Source organism: Bacillus sp. PK3_68 (assembly GCF_003600835.1).
GTDB lineage: Bacteria > Bacillota > Bacilli > Bacillales > Domibacillaceae > Pseudobacillus.
Map to the genome: position 1 here is coordinate 4,066,064 of NZ_NQYC01000001.1, position 18,669 is coordinate 4,084,732.

Here is an 18,669-nt window from a genome sequence, read left to right on the forward strand (position 1 = left end):
CAATATGTTAATCGTAGTCGATTTGCTCGTTAGACTGATTGAGCTCTATTCATGGGCTCTTATTATCTATATTTTAATGTCTTGGTTTCCGAATGCCCGCGAAACATCCATTGGACGCTTCCTTGCCAGAATTTGCGAGCCGTATTTAGAACCTTTTCGGAAGATTGTTCCCCGCTTGGCATGATTGATATTTCGCCACTTGTTGCTTTCTTAGTGTTAAACCTGGCAGTGAGAGGATTGCATCAGCTTGCCATTTGGGTAATTTGATAACTTGATTGGATTGCAAGGGGAAGCGATGGCTTCCTTTTTTGCTTTTTATTTATTATGGAAGGAGAGCAGACTATGTCATCCATTTATCAGCATTTCCGCCCGGAGGAAAGAGAATTTATTGACCAGGTGCTTGAATGGAAGAGAGAAGCGGCTGAAATGTATGCGCCAAAGCTGACAGACTTCCTTGATCCGAGAGAACAGGAAATCGTTCAGTCGATTGTTGGAGGGCATGATGACACGGCTGCTTTCTTCTTCGGAGGAACGGATCAATCGGAGAGGAAAAGAGCTTATATTTGTCCCGGCTATTTTACCCCCAAGAGAAGGACTTTGATGTTGTTCTATATGAAATTAAATATCCTGATAAATTTGTCTCTATTACCCATCCTCAAGTGCTTGGCAGTTTAATGGGACTTGGGTTGCGCCGTGGGAAGTTTGGCGATATCCTAACTGATGGAAGAAGGATTCAATTTTTAGCTGCAGAAGAAGTCAGCCATTATATTGAGCTGAATTTTAGCCAGGTTGGAAAAACAGCTATTGCACTGGATAGAAGAAGCTATGAGGAAGCTGTGGTGCAAGAGGAGAGCTGGAAGGAAATGAGCACGACTGTTAGTTCGTTGCGTCTCGATGCAATTTTATCCGCTTTTACAAAGCAGTCAAGACACAAAATACAACTTGCTATCAGAGGAGGACTTGTAAAAGTAAATTGGAAGCAGCAAGAGAATCCGGCTTTTGAATGTACAGAAGGAGATGTATTTTCTGTCAGAGGAGCAGGGCGAGCCAAGCTGTTAGCCATTGAAGGAAAAACAAAGAAAGAAAAGTGGCGAATTATACTCGGAATGGTAAAATAAATTCTCAAAATTAGAGGAATTTTACCACAAACTGTTGAAAAACCTTTATAATATTAAGCAGTGGACAAAAAAATGTGAATGAGAGATTTGCAATGGAGGTGGGCTTATGCCTTTAACGCCGTTAGATATACATAATAAGGAGTTCAGCAGAGGGTTTCGCGGATATGATGAAGATGAAGTAAATAATTTTTTGAATCAAATTATTAAAGATTACGAATTAATTATCCGAGAAAAAAAAGAGCTAGAAGAGCAGCTTAATAGCCAAAGCGAAAGACTTGGATATTTTTCGAATATCGAGGAAACACTAAATAAATCTATTGTTATTGCCCAGGAAACAGCAGAGGAAGTTAAAAGAAATGCCCATAAAGAAGCCAAGCTTCTTATTCGGGAAGCGGAAAAGAATGCAGACCGCATTGTAAATGAGTCGCTGGCAAAAGCGAGAAAGATTGCTATCGAAATCGAAGAGCTGAAAAAACAATCGAAGGTGTTTCGCACACGCTTCAAGATGTTAATGGAAGCGCAGCTTGATTTGCTTAATAATGATGATTGGGATGCACTAATGGAGTTTGAAGTAGATAATGATGAACTTGAGAAACTAAGTGAAGAAAAATTGTAAGCTTGACGAACCGCTAGACAATTTTTATAATTGAAACATTAGAAAAGCGAATAACATACATGCGATGATAGGGAGAGTACATTTTTCAATTTTTTAAGCGAGTCGGGGAACGGTGTGAGCCTGATATAAGCGAAAAATGGAAAATCACCCTGGAGCGCTCTTTTCGAACGACGGATCAAGTAGGGAAGAGCGAGTCATTCACGATACGAATGCTTGAGTGAACACATTTTTGTGTTAAGCAGGGTGGCACCGCGGGAAACCTTCTCGTCCCTTTTTTAGGGATGAGAAGGTTTTTTTTGTTTAAAGCCACAGCTGTAAAAAAAGGAGGAGCTATGAATGGAGTATAAAGATACGTTATTAATGCCAAAGACAGAATTCCCAATGCGCGGCAATTTGCCAAAGCGTGAACCGGATATGCAGAAAAAATGGGAAGAAATGGATATTTATAAAAAGGTTCAAGAGCGGACGAAAGGGCGGCCGATGTTTATCCTGCATGATGGCCCTCCATATGCGAATGGTGATATTCATATGGGACATGCGCTTAATAAGATTTTGAAGGACTTTATTGTCCGTTATAAATCAATGAGCGGCTTTCAGGCACCATATGTGCCTGGTTGGGATACGCATGGACTGCCGATTGAGCAGGCGCTGACAAACAAAGGGGTAAAACGGAAAGAAATGACAATCGCGGAATTCCGTAAGCTATGTGAAGAGTATGCCTATGAACAAATAGCTAACCAGAAAGAACAATTTAAGCATTTAGGCGTACGCGGAGACTGGGACAACCCTTATATTACGTTAAAGCCAGAATATGAAGCGCAGCAAATTAAAGTATTCGGTGAGATGGCGAAGAAAGGATATATTTATAAAGGATTGCGACCTGTATATTGGTCTCCATCCAGTGAGTCTGCTCTTGCTGAAGCTGAAATTGAATATAAAGATAAGCGTTCTCCATCTATTTATGTTGCTTTCGATGTGAAAGACGGAAAAGGCGTGTTGGAGGAAGGTACAAAAATTGTTATTTGGACGACAACACCGTGGACGATTCCTGCCAACCTCGGAATTTCCGTTCATCCTGAGTTAACGTATGCAGTGATCGAAGCGGACGGAGAACGATACGTCGTAGTGGAAGATTTAGTGGAAGAAGTAGCTTCTAAAGTAGGTTGGGAATCCTATCAAGTAGCGAAAACAGTAAAAGGAGCAGAGCTAGAATATATCGTAGCGAAGCATCCACTATACGGAAGGGATTCTCTCGTGATGCTTGGAGAACACGTAACGACAGATGCGGGAACAGGCTGTGTACATACAGCACCAGGCCATGGGGAAGATGACTTTATCATCGGTAAAAAATATGGGCTGGACGTTCTTTGCCCGGTTAATGATCGTGGGGTTATGACAGAAGAAGCAACAGGCTTTGCTGGTCTATTCTACGACGAGGCAAACAAACCGATTACCGAAAAACTAGAAGAAGCCGGTGCTCTTTTAAAACTAGAGTTCTTTACGCATTCTTATCCACATGATTGGCGGACGAAAAAACCGGTTATTTTCCGAGCAACAGCACAGTGGTTTGCATCGATTGACAAATTCCGCGACGAACTTCTTAAAGCAGTAAAAGAAACAAAGTGGGTACCTGCATGGGGAGAAACACGCCTATTCAACATGGTGCGTGACCGCGGAGACTGGTGTATTTCTCGTCAGCGTGCATGGGGAGTGCCGATCCCGGTTTTCTATGCTGAAAATAACGAGCCAATTATCACAGACGAAACAATTGCTCATGTATCTGAATTGTTCCGCGAGCATGGTTCAAATGTTTGGTTTGAAAGGGAAGCAAAGGACTTGCTTCCAGAAGGCTTTACCCATCCAGGCAGCCCGAACGGCCAGTTCACAAAAGAAACGGATATTATGGATGTGTGGTTTGATTCAGGCTCTTCTCATCAGGCTGTACTTGAAGAGCGCGAAGATTTGCAGCGTCCGGCTGATCTCTATCTTGAAGGATCAGACCAATATCGCGGCTGGTTTAACTCTTCATTAACAACAGCGGTAGCTGTTACTGGCAAGGCTCCTTACAAAGGGGTGCTCAGCCATGGCTTTGCGCTTGATGGTGAAGGCCGCAAAATGAGTAAGTCACTAGGAAATGTTGTTGTCCCTTCCAAAGTAATGAAGCAGCTCGGAGCTGATATTTTACGCTTGTGGGTAGCATCAGTGGATTTTCAGGCAGACGTTCGTGTATCCGATGCGATTTTGAAGCAAGTAGCAGAAGTTTACCGGAAGATCCGTAATACATTCCGTTTCTTGCTTGGTAACTTGGCTGATTTTGAACCAGCTCGTGACACAGTCACGTACGAAAATCTACGAGAAGTGGATCAATTCATGCTCGTAAAACTGAATGGTCTAATTAAAGAAGTTCATCATCATTATGAAAACTATGAGTTTGCGGCCATTTATCATGCGGTTAATAATTTCTGCACAGTCGACTTGAGTGCGTTCTATCTTGATTTTGCTAAAGATATTTTATATATTGAACCGGAAAGCCATAAAGATCGTCGTGCGATTCAAACGGTTCTTTATGAAACATTGCTTGCCTTAACGAAGCTTTTATCGCCAATTCTATCGCATACGGCTGATGAAGTTTGGGCACATGTACCAGGAGTATCGGAAGAAAGCGTCCAGCTGACAGATATGCCTGAGTGGAAAGAATTAACCGGCGCAGCAGAACTAACAGATAAATGGACTAAGTTTATGAATCTGCGCGATGATATTTTAAAAGCACTTGAAGCAGCACGAAATGAAAAAGTGATTGGAAAATCATTAACGGCGAAAGTCACCGTTTATACGGATAATGAAGCAGGTGCCCTGCTTGACTCTATCCAGGAAGATGTGAAACAACTGTTAATCGTTTCTGGTTTTGAACGGGGAGGAACAAAAGCCGAAGCCCCTGAAAATGCCCTTCATTTTGATCATGTAGCGGTTGTGGTTGAAAAAGCAGAAGGAGAAACGTGTGAGCGCTGCTGGATTGTTTCTACTGAAGTAGGAGAGGATTCGAAGCATCCGACACTCTGTCCACGGTGTGCGGAAGTTGTTTCAGAGCATTATTCAGAAGTAAAGTAAGATGGATAAAGGAAAGTCGGTAATATCGGCTTAAATGGGAGGTTGTCCTGCAAGTGTCGGTTCTGATAAATTATGCCTTACGGGTAATTATCGGAAACGCCTGTTGCTTGCAGGGCAGCTTTTTTAATGGATCGAAAAAGATGGGCAAGAATGGAGGAGTTTCCTTGTACTATTTATTAGCATTGCTAGTAATTTTGCTTGATCAGTGGACAAAGTGGTTGGTTGTAAAGGGTATGGAAATCGGTGAAAGCGTAGAAATTATTAAAAATTTCTTTTATATTACTTCCCATCGTAACCGGGGAGCTGCCTGGGGGATGTTGGAAGGGCAGTTTTGGCTGTTCTATGTCATTACGGTTGCTGTGGTGGCAGGAATTGTTTATTATATGCAGACAGAGGCAAAAAACAAACCGCTCATGAAGAGTGCTCTGGCTTTTTTGCTTGGAGGAGCGATTGGAAATTTTATTGATCGTGTATTCCGTAAAGAAGTTGTTGATTTTGTGAACACGTATATTTTCAACTATGATTTCCCAATATTTAATATTGCTGACGCAGCGCTGACAATCGGTGTGATTTTGCTGCTCATCGCCGTATTTATTGAGGACAAGAAAGAAAAGAGGAAGTTGAATGGATAGCATAGAATATATTGTCCGTGAAGAGGAAGAGAATGTAAGGATAGACAAAGTAGCCGCGGGCATTAATGAAGAGTGGTCACGTACCCAGGTGCAGGACTGGATTAAAGCAGGATTAATAAAAGTAAACGGCAAACCTGTCAAATCAAATTACAAATGTTTGCCGGGAGATGAATTGCTCATTGAAATCCCGGACCCTGAGCCGCTCGATATTGAAGCTGAGGATTTAAATCTGGACGTTTACTATGAAGATGAGGATGTATTAGTTGTCAATAAACCGCGTGGAATGGTCGTCCACCCGGCTCCTGGGCATTTGTCGGGTACGCTTGTTAACGGGTTGATGGCTCATTGTAAGGATCTGTCGGGAATTAATGGTGTTATGCGTCCGGGAATTGTTCATCGGATTGATAAAGATACATCCGGTTTATTGATGGTCGCCAAAAATGATATGGCACACGAAAAGCTTGTTCAGCAGCTTGTAGATAAGTCGGTCACTCGAAAATATCAAGCCATTGTTCATGGAGTTATACCTCATGACCATGGGACCATTGATGCGCCAATTGGCCGTGACACAAAGGACAGGCAAAGCATGGCCGTCGTTAACGGCGGCAAGCATGCTGTTACGCATTTCCATGTGCTGGAGCGGTTCAAAGACTTTACGTTCGTTGAATGTGTGCTTGAGACAGGCCGTACTCATCAAATCAGGGTGCATATGAAATATATTGGCTACCCGCTTGCTGGTGATCCTAAATATGGACCGAAGAAGACGCTTAATATCGATGGCCAGGCACTGCACGCAGGTGTGCTCGGTTTTGTTCATCCGCGCACGGGTGAATACATGGAGTTTGAGGCACCGCTTCCCGAAGAATTTCAGCGGCTTTTGAAATTATTGTCCCAAAACAATTGACAATCACTAAAAGAAGCAGTAAGCTTAGAACAGTTGAATAAGACCTTTAAAAACAGTCCCGTGAGGCTGGGAAGGTGACGGATCATATGCAGGGAGAAGCTATGTCTTCCTCGCATATTTACACGCATCTATCCTCTCGTCTACGCGGCGGGAGGATTTTTTTATGATCAACGTCATGAGGTGATGGAATGGAAAAAGCGACAGTCATGGATGAACAGGCCATACGACGGGCACTGACACGAATTGCCCATGAAATATTGGAGAAAAATAAAGGCATTGCCAATTGTGTGTTAATCGGGATCAAGACAAGAGGGATTTATTTAGCTCAAAGGCTGGCAGAACGCATTAAACAAATAGAGGGCCAAGACATACCAGTAGGTGATCTTGATATCAGTTTGTACAGAGATGATCTGTCCATCAAGACAGATAATAATGATCCTGAAGTAAAAGGCTCTGATATCCCTGTAAGTGTAACAGATAAGGTGGTTATTCTGGTTGATGATGTGCTTTACACGGGCAGAACAGTTCGGGCTGCCATGGATGCCCTTATGGATGTTGGACGTCCGTCTCATATCCAAATGGCTGTACTAGTTGACCGTGGCCATCGCGAGCTGCCGATCCGGGCAGATTATATCGGTAAAAATATTCCTTCAGCTAGCAGTGAACGAATTGTCGTTGAACTTGAAGAAGTCGACGGAACAGACCAAGTAACTATTCATGAATAAAATCAATGCTCTTTAATCGCTGTCCAGAGAGACAGTCAAAGAGGAAGCTAACATTGAAGTGTATGAAATATACAATAAACATGCATAACTTCATAGGAGCCTTTTAAAGATGTCCAGAGAGGCATTTAAGGGTGTAGGACAATCGTGTGCATGGCGTTGCCGCCAAAACATTGTCTAAATGCTAAACACCCTTGAAAATGGGTGTTTTTTTTATGAAAAATGGAGGCGGAAAAACAATGATGCAAAATTTAGTTTCAATTAAGGATATGAATAAAGATGAAATTCTGTTAATATTAATGCAAGCGGAAAAATTTTCTCAAGGTGAGATCTGGCATGCTGGTCAACAAACATTTGTAGCTAACTTGTTTTTCGAGGCAAGCACGCGTACGAAGACGAGTTTTGAAGTAGCTGAGAGAAAATTAGGCCTTGATGTCATCCCATTTGAAGCAGGTAGTTCCAGTGTTTTAAAAGGAGAAACACTATATGATACTGTACGCACGCTTGAGTCGATCGGCGTCAATGCGGTCGTCATCCGCCATGAAGAAGATCGATATTACGAGCAGCTTGTCAATAAAGTGAATATTCCTGTGATTAACGCAGGGGACGGCTGCGGACAGCATCCTACACAGTGCCTGCTTGATTTATTCACCATTCAGCAGGAGTTTGGACGATTTGAGGGGGTAAAAGTAGGAATCGTCGGCGATATTCGCCACAGCCGAGTAGCTCGTTCAAATGCGGAAGCTCTCCGTAAGCTTGGTGCGGATGTGCGTTTCTCTGGCCCGCCTGAGTGGTTTGCTGAGGATTATTTAACGGCTGGCGACTACATGGACTTGGACCGCCTTGTCGAGGAAGTCGACGTTTTAATGCTTCTCAGAATTCAACATGAACGCCATGGCGGTAAAGCAGCTATGACAAAAGAAGAATACCATAACTTGTATGGTTTAACTCTAGAAAGAGAAAAACGCATGAAGGCAGGAAGTATCATCATGCATCCGGCTCCCGTCAATCGAGATGTCGAGATTGCAGATAGCCTTGTAGAATGCGACAGATCACGTATTTTCAAACAAATGGAGAACGGTGTATTCATCAGAATGGCTGTTTTAAAACAAGTGCTGGAAGGGAGATTATCAAATGAACTGGCTAATCAAAAATGGCAATATTCTTGCTGAGAACGGGGAACTGAAAAAACAGGATATACGGATAGAGGAAACGAAGATCGCGGAGATAGGAGAGAACTTGACGGCGAACGGAGAAAATATCCTGGACGCAGAAGGACAGCTTATTATACCGGGCCTAATTGATCTGCATGTTCATTTGCGCGAGCCGGGCGGTGAACACAAAGAAACAATTAAAACAGGCACTATGGCAGCGGCAGCAGGCGGCTTTACTACGATTGCAGCTATGCCGAATACGCGTCCTGTGCCAGATACAGTTGAAAACCTAACTAACTTAAATAACCGTATTGAAGAAACAGCGCATGTTCGGGTGCTTCCATATGCTTCTATTACGATCAGAGAAGCAGGAAAAGAGTTGACAGATTTTGCGAGTTTAAAAGAAACAGGAGCATTCGCTTTCACAGATGACGGGGTCGGTGTACAGCAGGCTGGGATGATGTACGAAGCTATGAAAAAGGCCGCAGCGATTGATGCAGCAGTTGTCGCTCATTGTGAAGATAATTCGCTCATTTATGGAGGAGCGGTTCATGCCGGCGAATTTGCAGCGGAAAATGATATTCCTGGTATTCCTTCAATCTGTGAATCTGTACATATTGCACGGGATGTACTGATCGCTGAAGCGGCAGGATGTCACTATCATGTTTGTCATATTAGTACCGAGGGGTCTGTTAGAACAGTAAAAGATGCAAAAAGAGCAGGCATTCGCGTAACAGCCGAAGTAACACCGCATCATTTGCTGCTTTGTGATGAAGACATTCCAGGAATGGATACAAACTTTAAAATGAATCCACCGTTACGTGGCAAAAAAGATCAGCAAGCCTTAATCGAAGGATTGTTAGATGGAACGATTGATTTCATTGCGACTGATCATGCTCCGCATACAGCTGAGGAAAAAGCAGCTGGCATGCAGACCGCTCCATTTGGCATCGTTGGATTGGAAACGGCGTTTCCGCTTCTATACACGCATCTGGTACAAAAAGGGTTGATCACGCTAAAACAATTGGTAGATTGGATGACGATTAAACCAGCCCAAGCTTTCGGACTGCCTTATGGCAAGCTCGAAGAAGGAGCAGTTGCTGATATTGCCCTAATTGATTTACAGGCTGAGAAAGAAATTAATCCAGAAAATTTTTACTCAAAAGGAAAAAACACCCCATTTGCGGGTTGGAAATGCAACGGCTGGCCAACAGCCACCATCTCAGAAGGTAAACTCGTATGGCAGGAAGGAAAGGTGCAGGCATGAAAAAACAGCTGATTTTAGAAGATGGGACAGTCTTTGCTGGCAAGGGATTTGGCAGTGACAAAGATATCATTGGAGAAGTGGTCTTTACAACAGGAATGACTGGCTATCAGGAAATATTATCTGATCCGTCCTACTGTGGCCAAATTGTTACTTTTACGTATCCTTTAGTCGGAAATTACGGGATTAATCGCGATGATTTTGAAACAATCAACCCTGCTGTAAAAGCATTAATCGTTAAGGAAGCAGCTGATTTTCCATCAAATTTCCGCAGCGAAATGTCACTTGATGAGTATTTAAAAATGAAACAAATCCCAGCTATCTCCGGAGTGGATACAAGGAAATTAACAAGAATTATTCGTCAGTACGGAACATTAAAAGGCGCTATCGTTTCCATGGAAGAAAAAGCAGAGGACGTGATTCATCGCCTGCGGGCAGCTGTCTTGCCTACAGATCAAGTGGATCAGGTGTCTACGAAATCCGCTTATCCGAATCCGGGACGTGGCTACCGCGTGGTTCTTATGGATTTCGGTATGAAGCACGGCATCTTGCGTGAATTAAACAACCGTGATTGCGATGTGATCGTCGTTCCGCACGATACAACAGCTGAGGAAATCCTGCAATTGAATCCTGATGGGATTATGCTGTCCAACGGACCTGGAGATCCGAAAGATGTACCACACGCCATTGAAACAGTAAAAAAGCTGATTGGGAAAGCACCGATCTTCGGCATCTGTCTTGGCCATCAGCTGTTTGCTCTTGCATCTGGTGCAGATACGTTCAAATTGAAATTCGGACATCGCGGTTCCAATCATCCTGTGAAAGATCTAGCTACAGGAAAAACAGCTCTTACCTCTCAAAACCACAGCTACGCAGTGGATGAAGAGACGATTGCCAATACAGAATTAGAAGTCACTCACATTGCGTTAAACGACGGAACAGTTGAAGGTCTCGCTCATAAAACATATCCGGCCTTCACGGTTCAATATCATCCGGAAGCATCGCCAGGACCAGAGGATGACAACCACTTATTTGACCGCTTTATCAACATGATGAAAGAACATGCTGGGAAGGAGCTTCAACATGCCTAAACGTACAGATATTGAAAGCATACTAGTAATAGGATCAGGCCCGATTGTGATTGGCCAAGCTGCGGAGTTTGATTATGCTGGAACACAAGCTTGTTTGGCTTTAAAAGAAGAAGGTTACCGTGTAATCCTTGTTAACTCGAATCCAGCGACGATCATGACAGATACTGAAATCGCTGATGCTGTTTATATCGAACCGATCACATTAGAGTTTGTTAGTCGGATTATTCAAAAAGAGCGCCCGGATGCGATCTTACCGACACTCGGTGGGCAAACAGGCTTAAATATGGCTGTAGAACTTGCCAAAGCGGGTGTTTTAGAAGAGTACGGCGTGAAAGTGCTTGGAACAGAATTGTCAGCGATTGAGCAGGCAGAAGACCGTGATCTATTCCGACAGCTCATGAATGAATTGAATGAGCCGGTACCGGAGAGTGAAATTATCCATACGTTGGAAGAAGCCTATACGTTTGTTGAACAAATTGGCTATCCGGTTATTGTGCGTCCGGCTTATACGCTTGGCGGTACAGGCGGCGGAATCTGTACGAATGAAGAAGAGCTGATTGAGACGGTAACGAGCGGACTTAAGTACAGCCCTGTAACACAGTGTTTATTAGAGAAAAGCATTGCTGGTTTTAAAGAAATTGAGTATGAAGTGATGCGTGACTCCAATGACAATGCAATCGTCGTTTGTAACATGGAAAATATTGATCCGGTGGGAGTTCATACAGGCGATTCCATCGTAGTGGCGCCAAGCCAGACGCTAAGCGACCGTGAGTATCAAATGTTGCGGAATTCCTCCTTGAAAATCATTCGTGCGCTCGGTATTGAAGGCGGATGTAATGTGCAGCTTGCGCTTGACCCGTACAGCTTCCAATATTACATCATTGAGGTCAATCCGCGCGTCAGCCGTTCATCTGCCCTCGCTTCAAAAGCGACAGGCTATCCAATTGCCAAGCTTGCTGCAAAAATTGCTGTCGGCTTAACGTTAGATGAAATGAAAAACCCGGTAACAGGAAAAACATACGCTTGCTTCGAGCCAGCCCTTGATTATATTGTTTCAAAAATTCCAAGATGGCCGTTTGATAAATTTGAGTCCGCGAACCGTACACTTGGCACGCAGATGAAAGCAACAGGGGAAGTGATGGCCATCGGCCGCACGCTTGAGGAATCTATTCTGAAAGCTGTTCGTTCTCTTGAGAGCGGTGTGTATCATTTGGAGCTTGAAGATGCGAAGGAAGCAAGCGATGCGTTGATTGAAAAGCGTATTAGAAAAGCAGGAGACGAAAGACTCTTCTATATTGGTGAAGCGCTGCGCCGCGGTGTAACCATTGAAGCGATTCATGAGTGGTGCCAAATCGATCTATTCTTCTTAAAGAAATTCTCAAATATTGTCGAGTTTGAGAAAGAAGTAGCAGCGAACCGATTTGATGCAGAAACAGCACAAACAGCTAAAGAAATGGGCTTTGCTGATTCTACAATCGCTGCGCTTTGGGGCATAAGTGAAAAAGAAGTGTATGACTGGCGTAAAGAAAATCAAATTATCCCGGTTTATAAGATGGTAGACACATGCGCAGCTGAGTTTGAGTCCGCGACTCCGTATTATTATGGAACGTACGAGGAAGAAAACGAGTCGATCGTGACTGACCGCAAAAAGGTTGTTGTGCTTGGTTCTGGCCCGATCCGTATCGGCCAGGGCGTCGAGTTTGACTACGCGACAGTTCACTCTGTCTGGGCTATTAAAGAAGCCGGATACGAAGCGATCATCGTCAATAACAACCCGGAAACAGTGTCAACGGATTTTAGTATATCTGATAAGCTATACTTTGAACCGCTCACGATTGAAGATGTTATGCACATTATTGATCTGGAACAGCCGGAAGGTGTGGTGGTCCAATTTGGCGGACAAACGGCGATTAACCTGGCAGAAAAATTAGTTGAGCACGGCGTGAAAGTGTTAGGTACATCTGTTGAAGATCTTGACCGGGCAGAAAATCGTGATAAATTTGAACAAACTCTTCAATCGTTAGGGGTTCCACAGCCGCTTGGAAAAACAGCTTTCTCTGTTGAAGCCGCTGTGAAAATTGCCGAAGAGATTGGTTACCCGGTTCTTGTTCGTCCGTCTTATGTACTTGGCGGCCGGGCAATGGAAATCGTCTATAAAGAAGCGGAACTGCTTCACTACATGAAAAATGCCGTAAAAGTCAATCCAGAGCATCCAGTGCTCATCGACCGCTACTTAACTGGAAAAGAAATCGAAGTAGATGCGATTTCTGATGGCACAGATGTAGTCATTCCAGGCATCATGGAGCATATCGAGCGGGCAGGTGTTCACTCTGGTGACTCGATTGCGGTATATCCGCCACAACAATTAACAAAAGAGCAGAAAGAAACCATTGTCGATTATACGATTAGATTGGCCAAAGGCTTAAACATTGTTGGATTGTTAAATATTCAATATGTGGTTTCCAGAGGAGAAGTATTCGTGCTGGAAGTGAATCCGCGTTCAAGCCGAACTGTTCCTTTCCTTAGTAAAATTACGAACATCCCAATGGCGAATATTGCAACCAAAGCAATTCTGGGACACTCTCTCCAGAGCCAAGGCTATGAAACGGGTCTTGCAAAGGAAGAGAAAGGCGTATTCGTGAAAGTGCCGGTCTTCTCATTTGCTAAGTTGCGTCGCGTAGATACAACGCTCGGACCTGAAATGAAATCAACAGGTGAAGTAATGGGGAAAGATACAACAGTAGAAAAAGCTCTTTATAAGGGACTTGTCGCAGCCGGCATTAAAATTCCTACAAAAGGGACAGTCTTAATGACAGTAGCTGATAAAGACAAAGAAGAAGCGCTTGAATTAGCTAAACGGTTCTACAACATCGGCTATAAATTGCTTGCCACCCATGGCACAGCGCAATATTTGAAAGATGCTGGTGTACCTGCGGAAACAGTCTCTAAAATCGGGGCGAAAGGACCGGATATTCTTGATACGATCCGTTCGGGCGAAGCTCAGTTTGTCATCAACACATTAACAAGAGGCAAGCAACCTGCACGCGATGGTTTCCGGATTCGCCGTGAAACAGTAGAAAATGGAATTCCATGTTTAACTTCACTGGATACAGCAGAAGCCATTTTACGCGTACTAGAGTCAATGATTTTCTCAGCAGAATCCATGCCAAAGACAACTGCTTCTAAAAAGTCCGAGGCGGTGCTTCTATGATTAAGAAAGAATGGATGACTGTTGTTTCTCAAAAAAACATTGCTAAGAATATATATGAGCTCACTCTCCAAGGTGAGCTCGCACAAGAGATGAACGAACCAGGCCGGTTCGTTCATCTTAAAGTAAGCGGACAAACAATGCCGCTGCTTCGCCGGCCAATTAGCATTGCAAACATTGACCAGGCGAACTCGCGCTTTACCATGATCTACCGTGCAGAGGGGGAGGGAACAAAGCAGCTCTCCGAAAAAAAATCGGGAGAAACAGTTGATGTGCTTGGGCCACTCGGTCATGGTTTTCCGGTTGAAGAGGCACAGGCGGGAGAAACAGCTATTTTAGTCGGGGGCGGCATTGGTGTACCGCCACTCTATGAATTGTCTAAACGGTTAAATGAAAAAGGTGTGAAAACCATTCATGTGCTCGGTTTCCAAACGGCAGACGTGGCATTTTATGAAGAACAGTTTTCTGAACTCGGAGAAACATACATTGCGACGGTAGATGGTTCGCTTGGCGTAAAAGGGTTTGTAACAGATGCGATTCGCAAATTTAATTTGCAGGCAGATATCCTGTATTCCTGCGGTCCAGTATCAATGCTCAGAGCGCTTGAGGAACTACAATTAACAAAAAAAGGATTTATTTCGCTAGAGGAACGGATGGGCTGCGGCATTGGTGCTTGCTTTGCCTGTGTGTGCCATACACAAAATGATCCAGCAGGTACTGAATATCGAAAAGTCTGCAGTGATGGACCCGTATTCCCAATAGGGGAGGTAGCTTTATGAGTAGATTAGAAACGAAACTGCCCGGCCTAACATTAAAAAACCCGGTGATGCCTGCATCTGGCTGCTTCGGTTTTGGCCGTGAATTCAGCGAGCTCTATGATTTAAGTGTTCTCGGTGCAATCATGATTAAAGCAACGACGGAGGAGCCGCGCTTTGGTAATCCTACTCCACGTGTAGCAGAAACGCCGGCAGGAATGCTAAATGCTATTGGGCTGCAAAATCCGGGGCTGGAAAAAGTAATGGAGAAAGAAATCCCCTGGCTTTCACAATATGAGGTGCCGATTATTGCTAATGTAGCTGGCTCACAAGTAGAAGATTATGTGGAAGTTGCGCGCACGATTTCTAAGTCTCCCCACGTTCAAGCGCTGGAGCTGAATATTTCCTGCCCGAATGTGAAGACGGGTGGAATCGCATTTGGAACGGTGCCGGAAACAGCGAAACATTTAACTAAGAAAGTAAAAGAAGTGTCCGAGGTACCTGTTTACGTAAAGCTGTCCCCGAACGTATCAAATATTGTCGAAATGGCTAAAGCTGTAGAAGACGGCGGCGCCGATGGGCTGACAATGATTAATACACTGCTTGGCATGCGCATTGATTTAAGAACGGGCAAGCCGATACTCGCCAACCGGACAGGCGGTTTATCCGGTCCGGCAATTAAGCCGGTTGCTATCCGAATGATTTATGAAGTCAGCCAGCAGACAAACCTTCCGATTATTGGCATGGGCGGCATTTCAACGGTCGAAGATATTATTGAGTTTTACATGGCCGGCGCCAGTGCCGTAGCAGTTGGTACAGCAAACTTTTCTAATCCATTCATTTGCCCTGAACTGATTGGGGAATTGGATGATTATTTGAAAGCAAACCAGATTGATCATATAAGTGAATTAACAGGAAGGAGCTGGGGAGCGGATGGAAAAAGAACCTATTGTTGCTCTTGATTTTCCGAACTGGGAAAAGACAGAGCGTTTTTTACAGCTTTTTTCTAATGAGTCGCTGTATGTAAAAGTAGGTATGGAGCTTTATTTACAAAATGGCCCAACGGTGATTGAGAAGTTAAAGAAAATGAATCATCGGATTTTCTTAGATTTAAAGCTTCATGATATTCCTAATACCGTACAGCAGGCAATGAAAGGGCTCGCTAATCTTGGCGTCGATATGATCAATGTGCATGCAGCAGGCGGAGAGAAAATGATGGCAGCTGCCAGGGAAGGATTAGAGCAAGGAGCAGCAGGGAACAGGCCGTTGCTTTTAGCAGTTACCCAGTTAACCTCCACTTCTGAAAAACAAATGCATAGTGAACAGCTTATACCGGTTTCTTTGGAAGAATCGGTGCTTCATTATGCCAAGCTGACGAAGGCAGCCGGCTGTGATGGTGTCGTCTGTTCAGTCCATGAAGCAGCGCGTATCGGTGAAGTATGCGGAGCGGAATTCTTACGAGTGACACCGGGGATACGGCTGAAGGAAGATGAAGCGAACGACCAGCAAAGAATTGCTGACCCAGCAGGCGCGAGAGTGCTTGGTTCTTCAATGATTGTGGTAGGACGTTCCATTACGAAGGCGACTGAGCCGCTTAAAGCTTATCAAAAAGTAAAGCAGCAGTGGGGAGAGATGACGAATGTTAAATAAAGAAATTGCAGAAAAGTTATTAGATATTCAAGCGGTCTTTTTACAACCAAGCGAGCCATTTACGTGGTCTTCCGGAATCAAATCACCAATCTATTGTGATAATCGCTTGACATTGTCTTATCCAGAAACAAGAAAAACGATCGCTAAAGGGCTCGTTTCGTTAATTGAGGAACATTATCCGGAAGCGCAGCTGATTGCTGGCACTGCGACAGCAGGTATTCCGCATGCTGCTTGGGTCAGCGACCTCATGGACTTGCCCATGTGCTATGTCCGTTCAAAAGCGAAAGGACACGGCAAAGGAAACCAAATTGAAGGCAAAGCAGAACCGGGAACAAAAGTAGTCGTCGTTGAAGATTTAATCTCTACAGGTGGAAGTGCCATTACAGCAGTGGAAGCTCTTCGTGAAGCGGGATGTGAAGTGCTCGGCGTCGTAGCAATCTTTACATATGAGCTGCAAGCAGGGAAAGACAAGCTGGAAGCAGCGAACGTGACCGCTCATAGTCTAAGTAGCTATTCTACCTTAATTGAAGTAGCGGTTGAAAAAGAGTATGTCAAAGAAAGCGAGCTGGAAACACTTCGCGAGTGGCAAAAGAATCCTGCTAACTGGAAATAAGAAGATAAAAGGGGCGGCCCGAAAAGTTAGTTGCATACTAATTTTTCGAGCCGCCCTTTATTATGATTTCTTCATTTTTATTACGAGATCTTCATTAGGTGTGACATACACCGTTTGCTGATTGTCATAAATGACGAACCCTGGCTTGGCTCCACTCGGTTTTTTTACATGCCGCACTTTCGTGAAATCGACTGGGACCGAGCTGGATGATTTTGCTTTGCTGAAATAGGCTGCAAGGTTGGCAGCTTCTAAGATCGTACTTTCCGGCGGATCTTCGCTGCGAATGACCACATGAGATCCTGGAATATCTTTCGTATGAAGCCAAATTTCATCCCGTCGAGCAAATTTATTCGTTAAATAATCATTTTGCTTATTGTTTTTACCAACAAAAATAAGAGTGCCGTCACTTGCTTTATAGGTTTCCAGTTCAGGCTTGCTAGTTACAGGTTTCTTTTTCTTAGATGATTTTGCTTTCATATAGCCTTCATCTATTAATTCTTCGCGAATTTCCTCAATGTCTTTCGGTGAAGCAGATTCAATCTGTTGCAGCAGGTGATCAATATAAGTAATTTCTTCTTTCGTGCTCTCAATCTGGTCAGTTACAGCTAAGATGGCGTTTTTGGCTTTTTGGTATTTTGAAAATAACTTTTGCGCATTTTCTGATGGTGTTTTCTGTGGATCCAAAGGAATGGTAATTTTGCCGCCGCTTTCATCATAGTAGTTTACGACTTCTATTTCCTTCATTCCTTTTTCAACTGCATATAAATGAGCGGTTAACAATTCCCCGTATAACTGAAAGCGATCAGCATGTTCAGCTTCTTCTAACGTGTGTGCGAGTTTGAGCAGCTTGGTTTCATTTTTTTCTTTTTCATTTTTTAACAAGCGTTCAATATCATTCGCCTGCTGTTTTACCCGATCGCGGTCTGCTTTCCCAACGTAGAAGCGATCCAGCAATTCGCTTAATGATTGAAACACTTTTCGCTCGCCTGGCAAATGCTGCAGATCTTTAAAATAAAAAGCAGATTTTTGGTTATGTTCAATAAGCGTCGGGGTATAGTGATGTTCCCTTATCGGCCTCATTTCTTCCATGAACGTATGAGGCAGTGTTTCTCGGTTTGCCAGGCCGCTTTGGTAGACAATTTCCTTAGCGATTAGCGGAGAAAGCCCGGAAAATGCGGAAACGAGCTGGCGGTCGAGACGGCCGCTATTAAAATCCAGCTGTCGAAGAATATCTTCTCTGTCACAAGTAAGGGGATTCATCTTATTTTGTGCAGGAGGATAAACGTAATCATAGCCTGGCAGCACGGTCCGATAGCTGTTCACTGCCGCTGATATGTGCTTGATGCTGTCTATGATTGTTCCTTTTTGCTGATCAACGAGAACAATATTGCTGTGGCGTCCCATAATCTCAACAAACAGCTGTTTATAGGCAATATCGCCGATTTCGTTTTTTCCTCTGAAGTGAAAAATAACGAGCCGGTCGAGCCCCGCCTGTTCAATAGCTTCTAACACAGCCCCTTCTAAATGCTTGCGCATCATCATACAAAAAAGAGGAGGCTCTTTTGGGTTCTCATAACTTTCTTCGGTTAGCTGTACCCTTGCATAGGAGGGATGGGCGGAAAGTAAAAGTTTATGATTTTTACCTTTTGCCCGGATGATTAAAATAATTTCATTTTTATAGGGCTGGTGAATTTTGTTCACTCGTCCCCCTGAAGACTCTCAGATAATTCTTTTGTAATCGCTCTTGTAAATAAACCGTCAAATGACATAGGCTGTCTTCCTTTTCCTTAACTTTAGTTAAAACTTAACTAAATGATAACATGTTTTGACCTGT

Annotated in this window: 13 protein-coding genes, 3 pseudogenes and 1 other annotated feature; of the genes and pseudogenes, 15 read left to right on the forward strand and 1 reads right to left on the reverse strand. The window is 43.7% G+C overall.

Annotated features, from left to right (window positions below; all coding sequences use genetic code 11):
- Positions 1 to 4 precede the first annotated feature (4 nt).
- The 15 genes and pseudogenes from CJ483_RS20400 (at position 5) to pyrE (ending at position 16,835) form a co-directional block, all read left to right on the forward strand.
- A pseudogene (locus CJ483_RS20400) lies at positions 5 to 267 on the forward strand (YggT family protein).
- Positions 268 to 342: 75 nt separating this feature from the next.
- Positions 343 to 1,118: pseudogene (locus CJ483_RS20405) on the forward strand (YlmH family RNA-binding protein).
- Positions 1,119 to 1,224: 106 nt separating this feature from the next.
- Complete coding sequence (locus CJ483_RS20410) at positions 1,225 to 1,734, forward strand: DivIVA domain-containing protein (protein ID WP_120037112.1); 510 nt, start codon at positions 1,225 to 1,227, stop codon at positions 1,732 to 1,734.
- 55 nt (positions 1,735 to 1,789) lie between these two features.
- Positions 1,790 to 2,009 (forward strand) — a binding site (T-box leader).
- A gap of 61 nt (positions 2,010 to 2,070) precedes the next feature.
- Entirely contained in the window at positions 2,071 to 4,842 is a 2,772-nt protein-coding gene (ileS, locus tag CJ483_RS20415; RefSeq protein ID WP_120037114.1) for an isoleucine--tRNA ligase, read from the forward strand.
- Positions 4,843 to 4,982: 140 nt separating this feature from the next.
- Positions 4,983 to 5,474, forward strand: a complete 492-nt coding sequence (lspA, locus tag CJ483_RS20420) for a signal peptidase II (RefSeq protein ID WP_120038175.1) — start codon at positions 4,983 to 4,985, stop codon at positions 5,472 to 5,474.
- Positions 5,467 to 6,378, forward strand: coding sequence for an RluA family pseudouridine synthase (locus tag CJ483_RS20425; RefSeq protein WP_120037116.1), 912 nt, complete (start codon positions 5,467 to 5,469; stop codon positions 6,376 to 6,378). The genes lspA and CJ483_RS20425 overlap by 8 nt, the downstream gene beginning before the upstream one ends.
- A gap of 188 nt (positions 6,379 to 6,566) precedes the next feature.
- Positions 6,567 to 7,103, forward strand: a complete 537-nt coding sequence (pyrR, locus tag CJ483_RS20430; RefSeq protein WP_120037118.1) for a bifunctional pyr operon transcriptional regulator/uracil phosphoribosyltransferase PyrR — start codon at positions 6,567 to 6,569, stop codon at positions 7,101 to 7,103.
- Between the two features lie 239 nt (positions 7,104 to 7,342).
- The gene (locus tag CJ483_RS20435) at positions 7,343 to 8,272 is read left to right on the forward strand and encodes an aspartate carbamoyltransferase catalytic subunit (protein ID WP_120038179.1); all 930 of its coding nucleotides are present in this window, start codon (positions 7,343 to 7,345) and stop codon (positions 8,270 to 8,272) included.
- A complete protein-coding gene (locus tag CJ483_RS20440; RefSeq protein ID WP_120037120.1) occupies positions 8,235 to 9,521 on the forward strand; it encodes a dihydroorotase in 1,287 nt (428 codons plus the stop codon). Before CJ483_RS20435 ends, CJ483_RS20440 begins: the two co-directional genes overlap by 38 nt.
- Positions 9,518 to 10,609, forward strand: a complete 1,092-nt coding sequence (locus tag CJ483_RS20445; RefSeq protein WP_120038177.1) for a carbamoyl phosphate synthase small subunit — start codon at positions 9,518 to 9,520, stop codon at positions 10,607 to 10,609. Before CJ483_RS20440 ends, CJ483_RS20445 begins: the two co-directional genes overlap by 4 nt.
- Positions 10,602 to 13,820 (forward strand): carbamoyl-phosphate synthase large subunit, encoded by a 3,219-nt coding sequence (carB, locus tag CJ483_RS20450; RefSeq protein WP_120037122.1) that lies wholly within the window; start codon positions 10,602 to 10,604, stop codon positions 13,818 to 13,820. Before CJ483_RS20445 ends, carB begins: the two co-directional genes overlap by 8 nt.
- Entirely contained in the window at positions 13,817 to 14,596 is a 780-nt protein-coding gene (locus CJ483_RS20455; protein WP_120037124.1) for a dihydroorotate dehydrogenase electron transfer subunit, read from the forward strand. Before carB ends, CJ483_RS20455 begins: the two co-directional genes overlap by 4 nt.
- The gene (locus tag CJ483_RS20460; protein ID WP_120037126.1) at positions 14,593 to 15,534 is read left to right on the forward strand and encodes a dihydroorotate dehydrogenase; all 942 of its coding nucleotides are present in this window, start codon (positions 14,593 to 14,595) and stop codon (positions 15,532 to 15,534) included. The genes CJ483_RS20455 and CJ483_RS20460 overlap by 4 nt, the downstream gene beginning before the upstream one ends.
- Complete coding sequence (gene pyrF, locus CJ483_RS20465; protein ID WP_120037127.1) at positions 15,506 to 16,222, forward strand: orotidine-5'-phosphate decarboxylase; 717 nt, start codon at positions 15,506 to 15,508, stop codon at positions 16,220 to 16,222. Before CJ483_RS20460 ends, pyrF begins: the two co-directional genes overlap by 29 nt.
- Positions 16,212 to 16,835, forward strand: a complete 624-nt coding sequence (pyrE, locus tag CJ483_RS20470; protein ID WP_120037128.1) for an orotate phosphoribosyltransferase — start codon at positions 16,212 to 16,214, stop codon at positions 16,833 to 16,835. The genes pyrF and pyrE overlap by 11 nt, the downstream gene beginning before the upstream one ends.
- A 60-nt stretch (positions 16,836 to 16,895) precedes the next feature.
- Here the strand turns inward: pyrE and CJ483_RS20475 are convergent.
- A pseudogene (locus CJ483_RS20475) lies at positions 16,896 to 18,604 on the reverse strand (Rqc2 family fibronectin-binding protein).
- Positions 18,605 to 18,669: the final 65 nt, after the last annotated feature.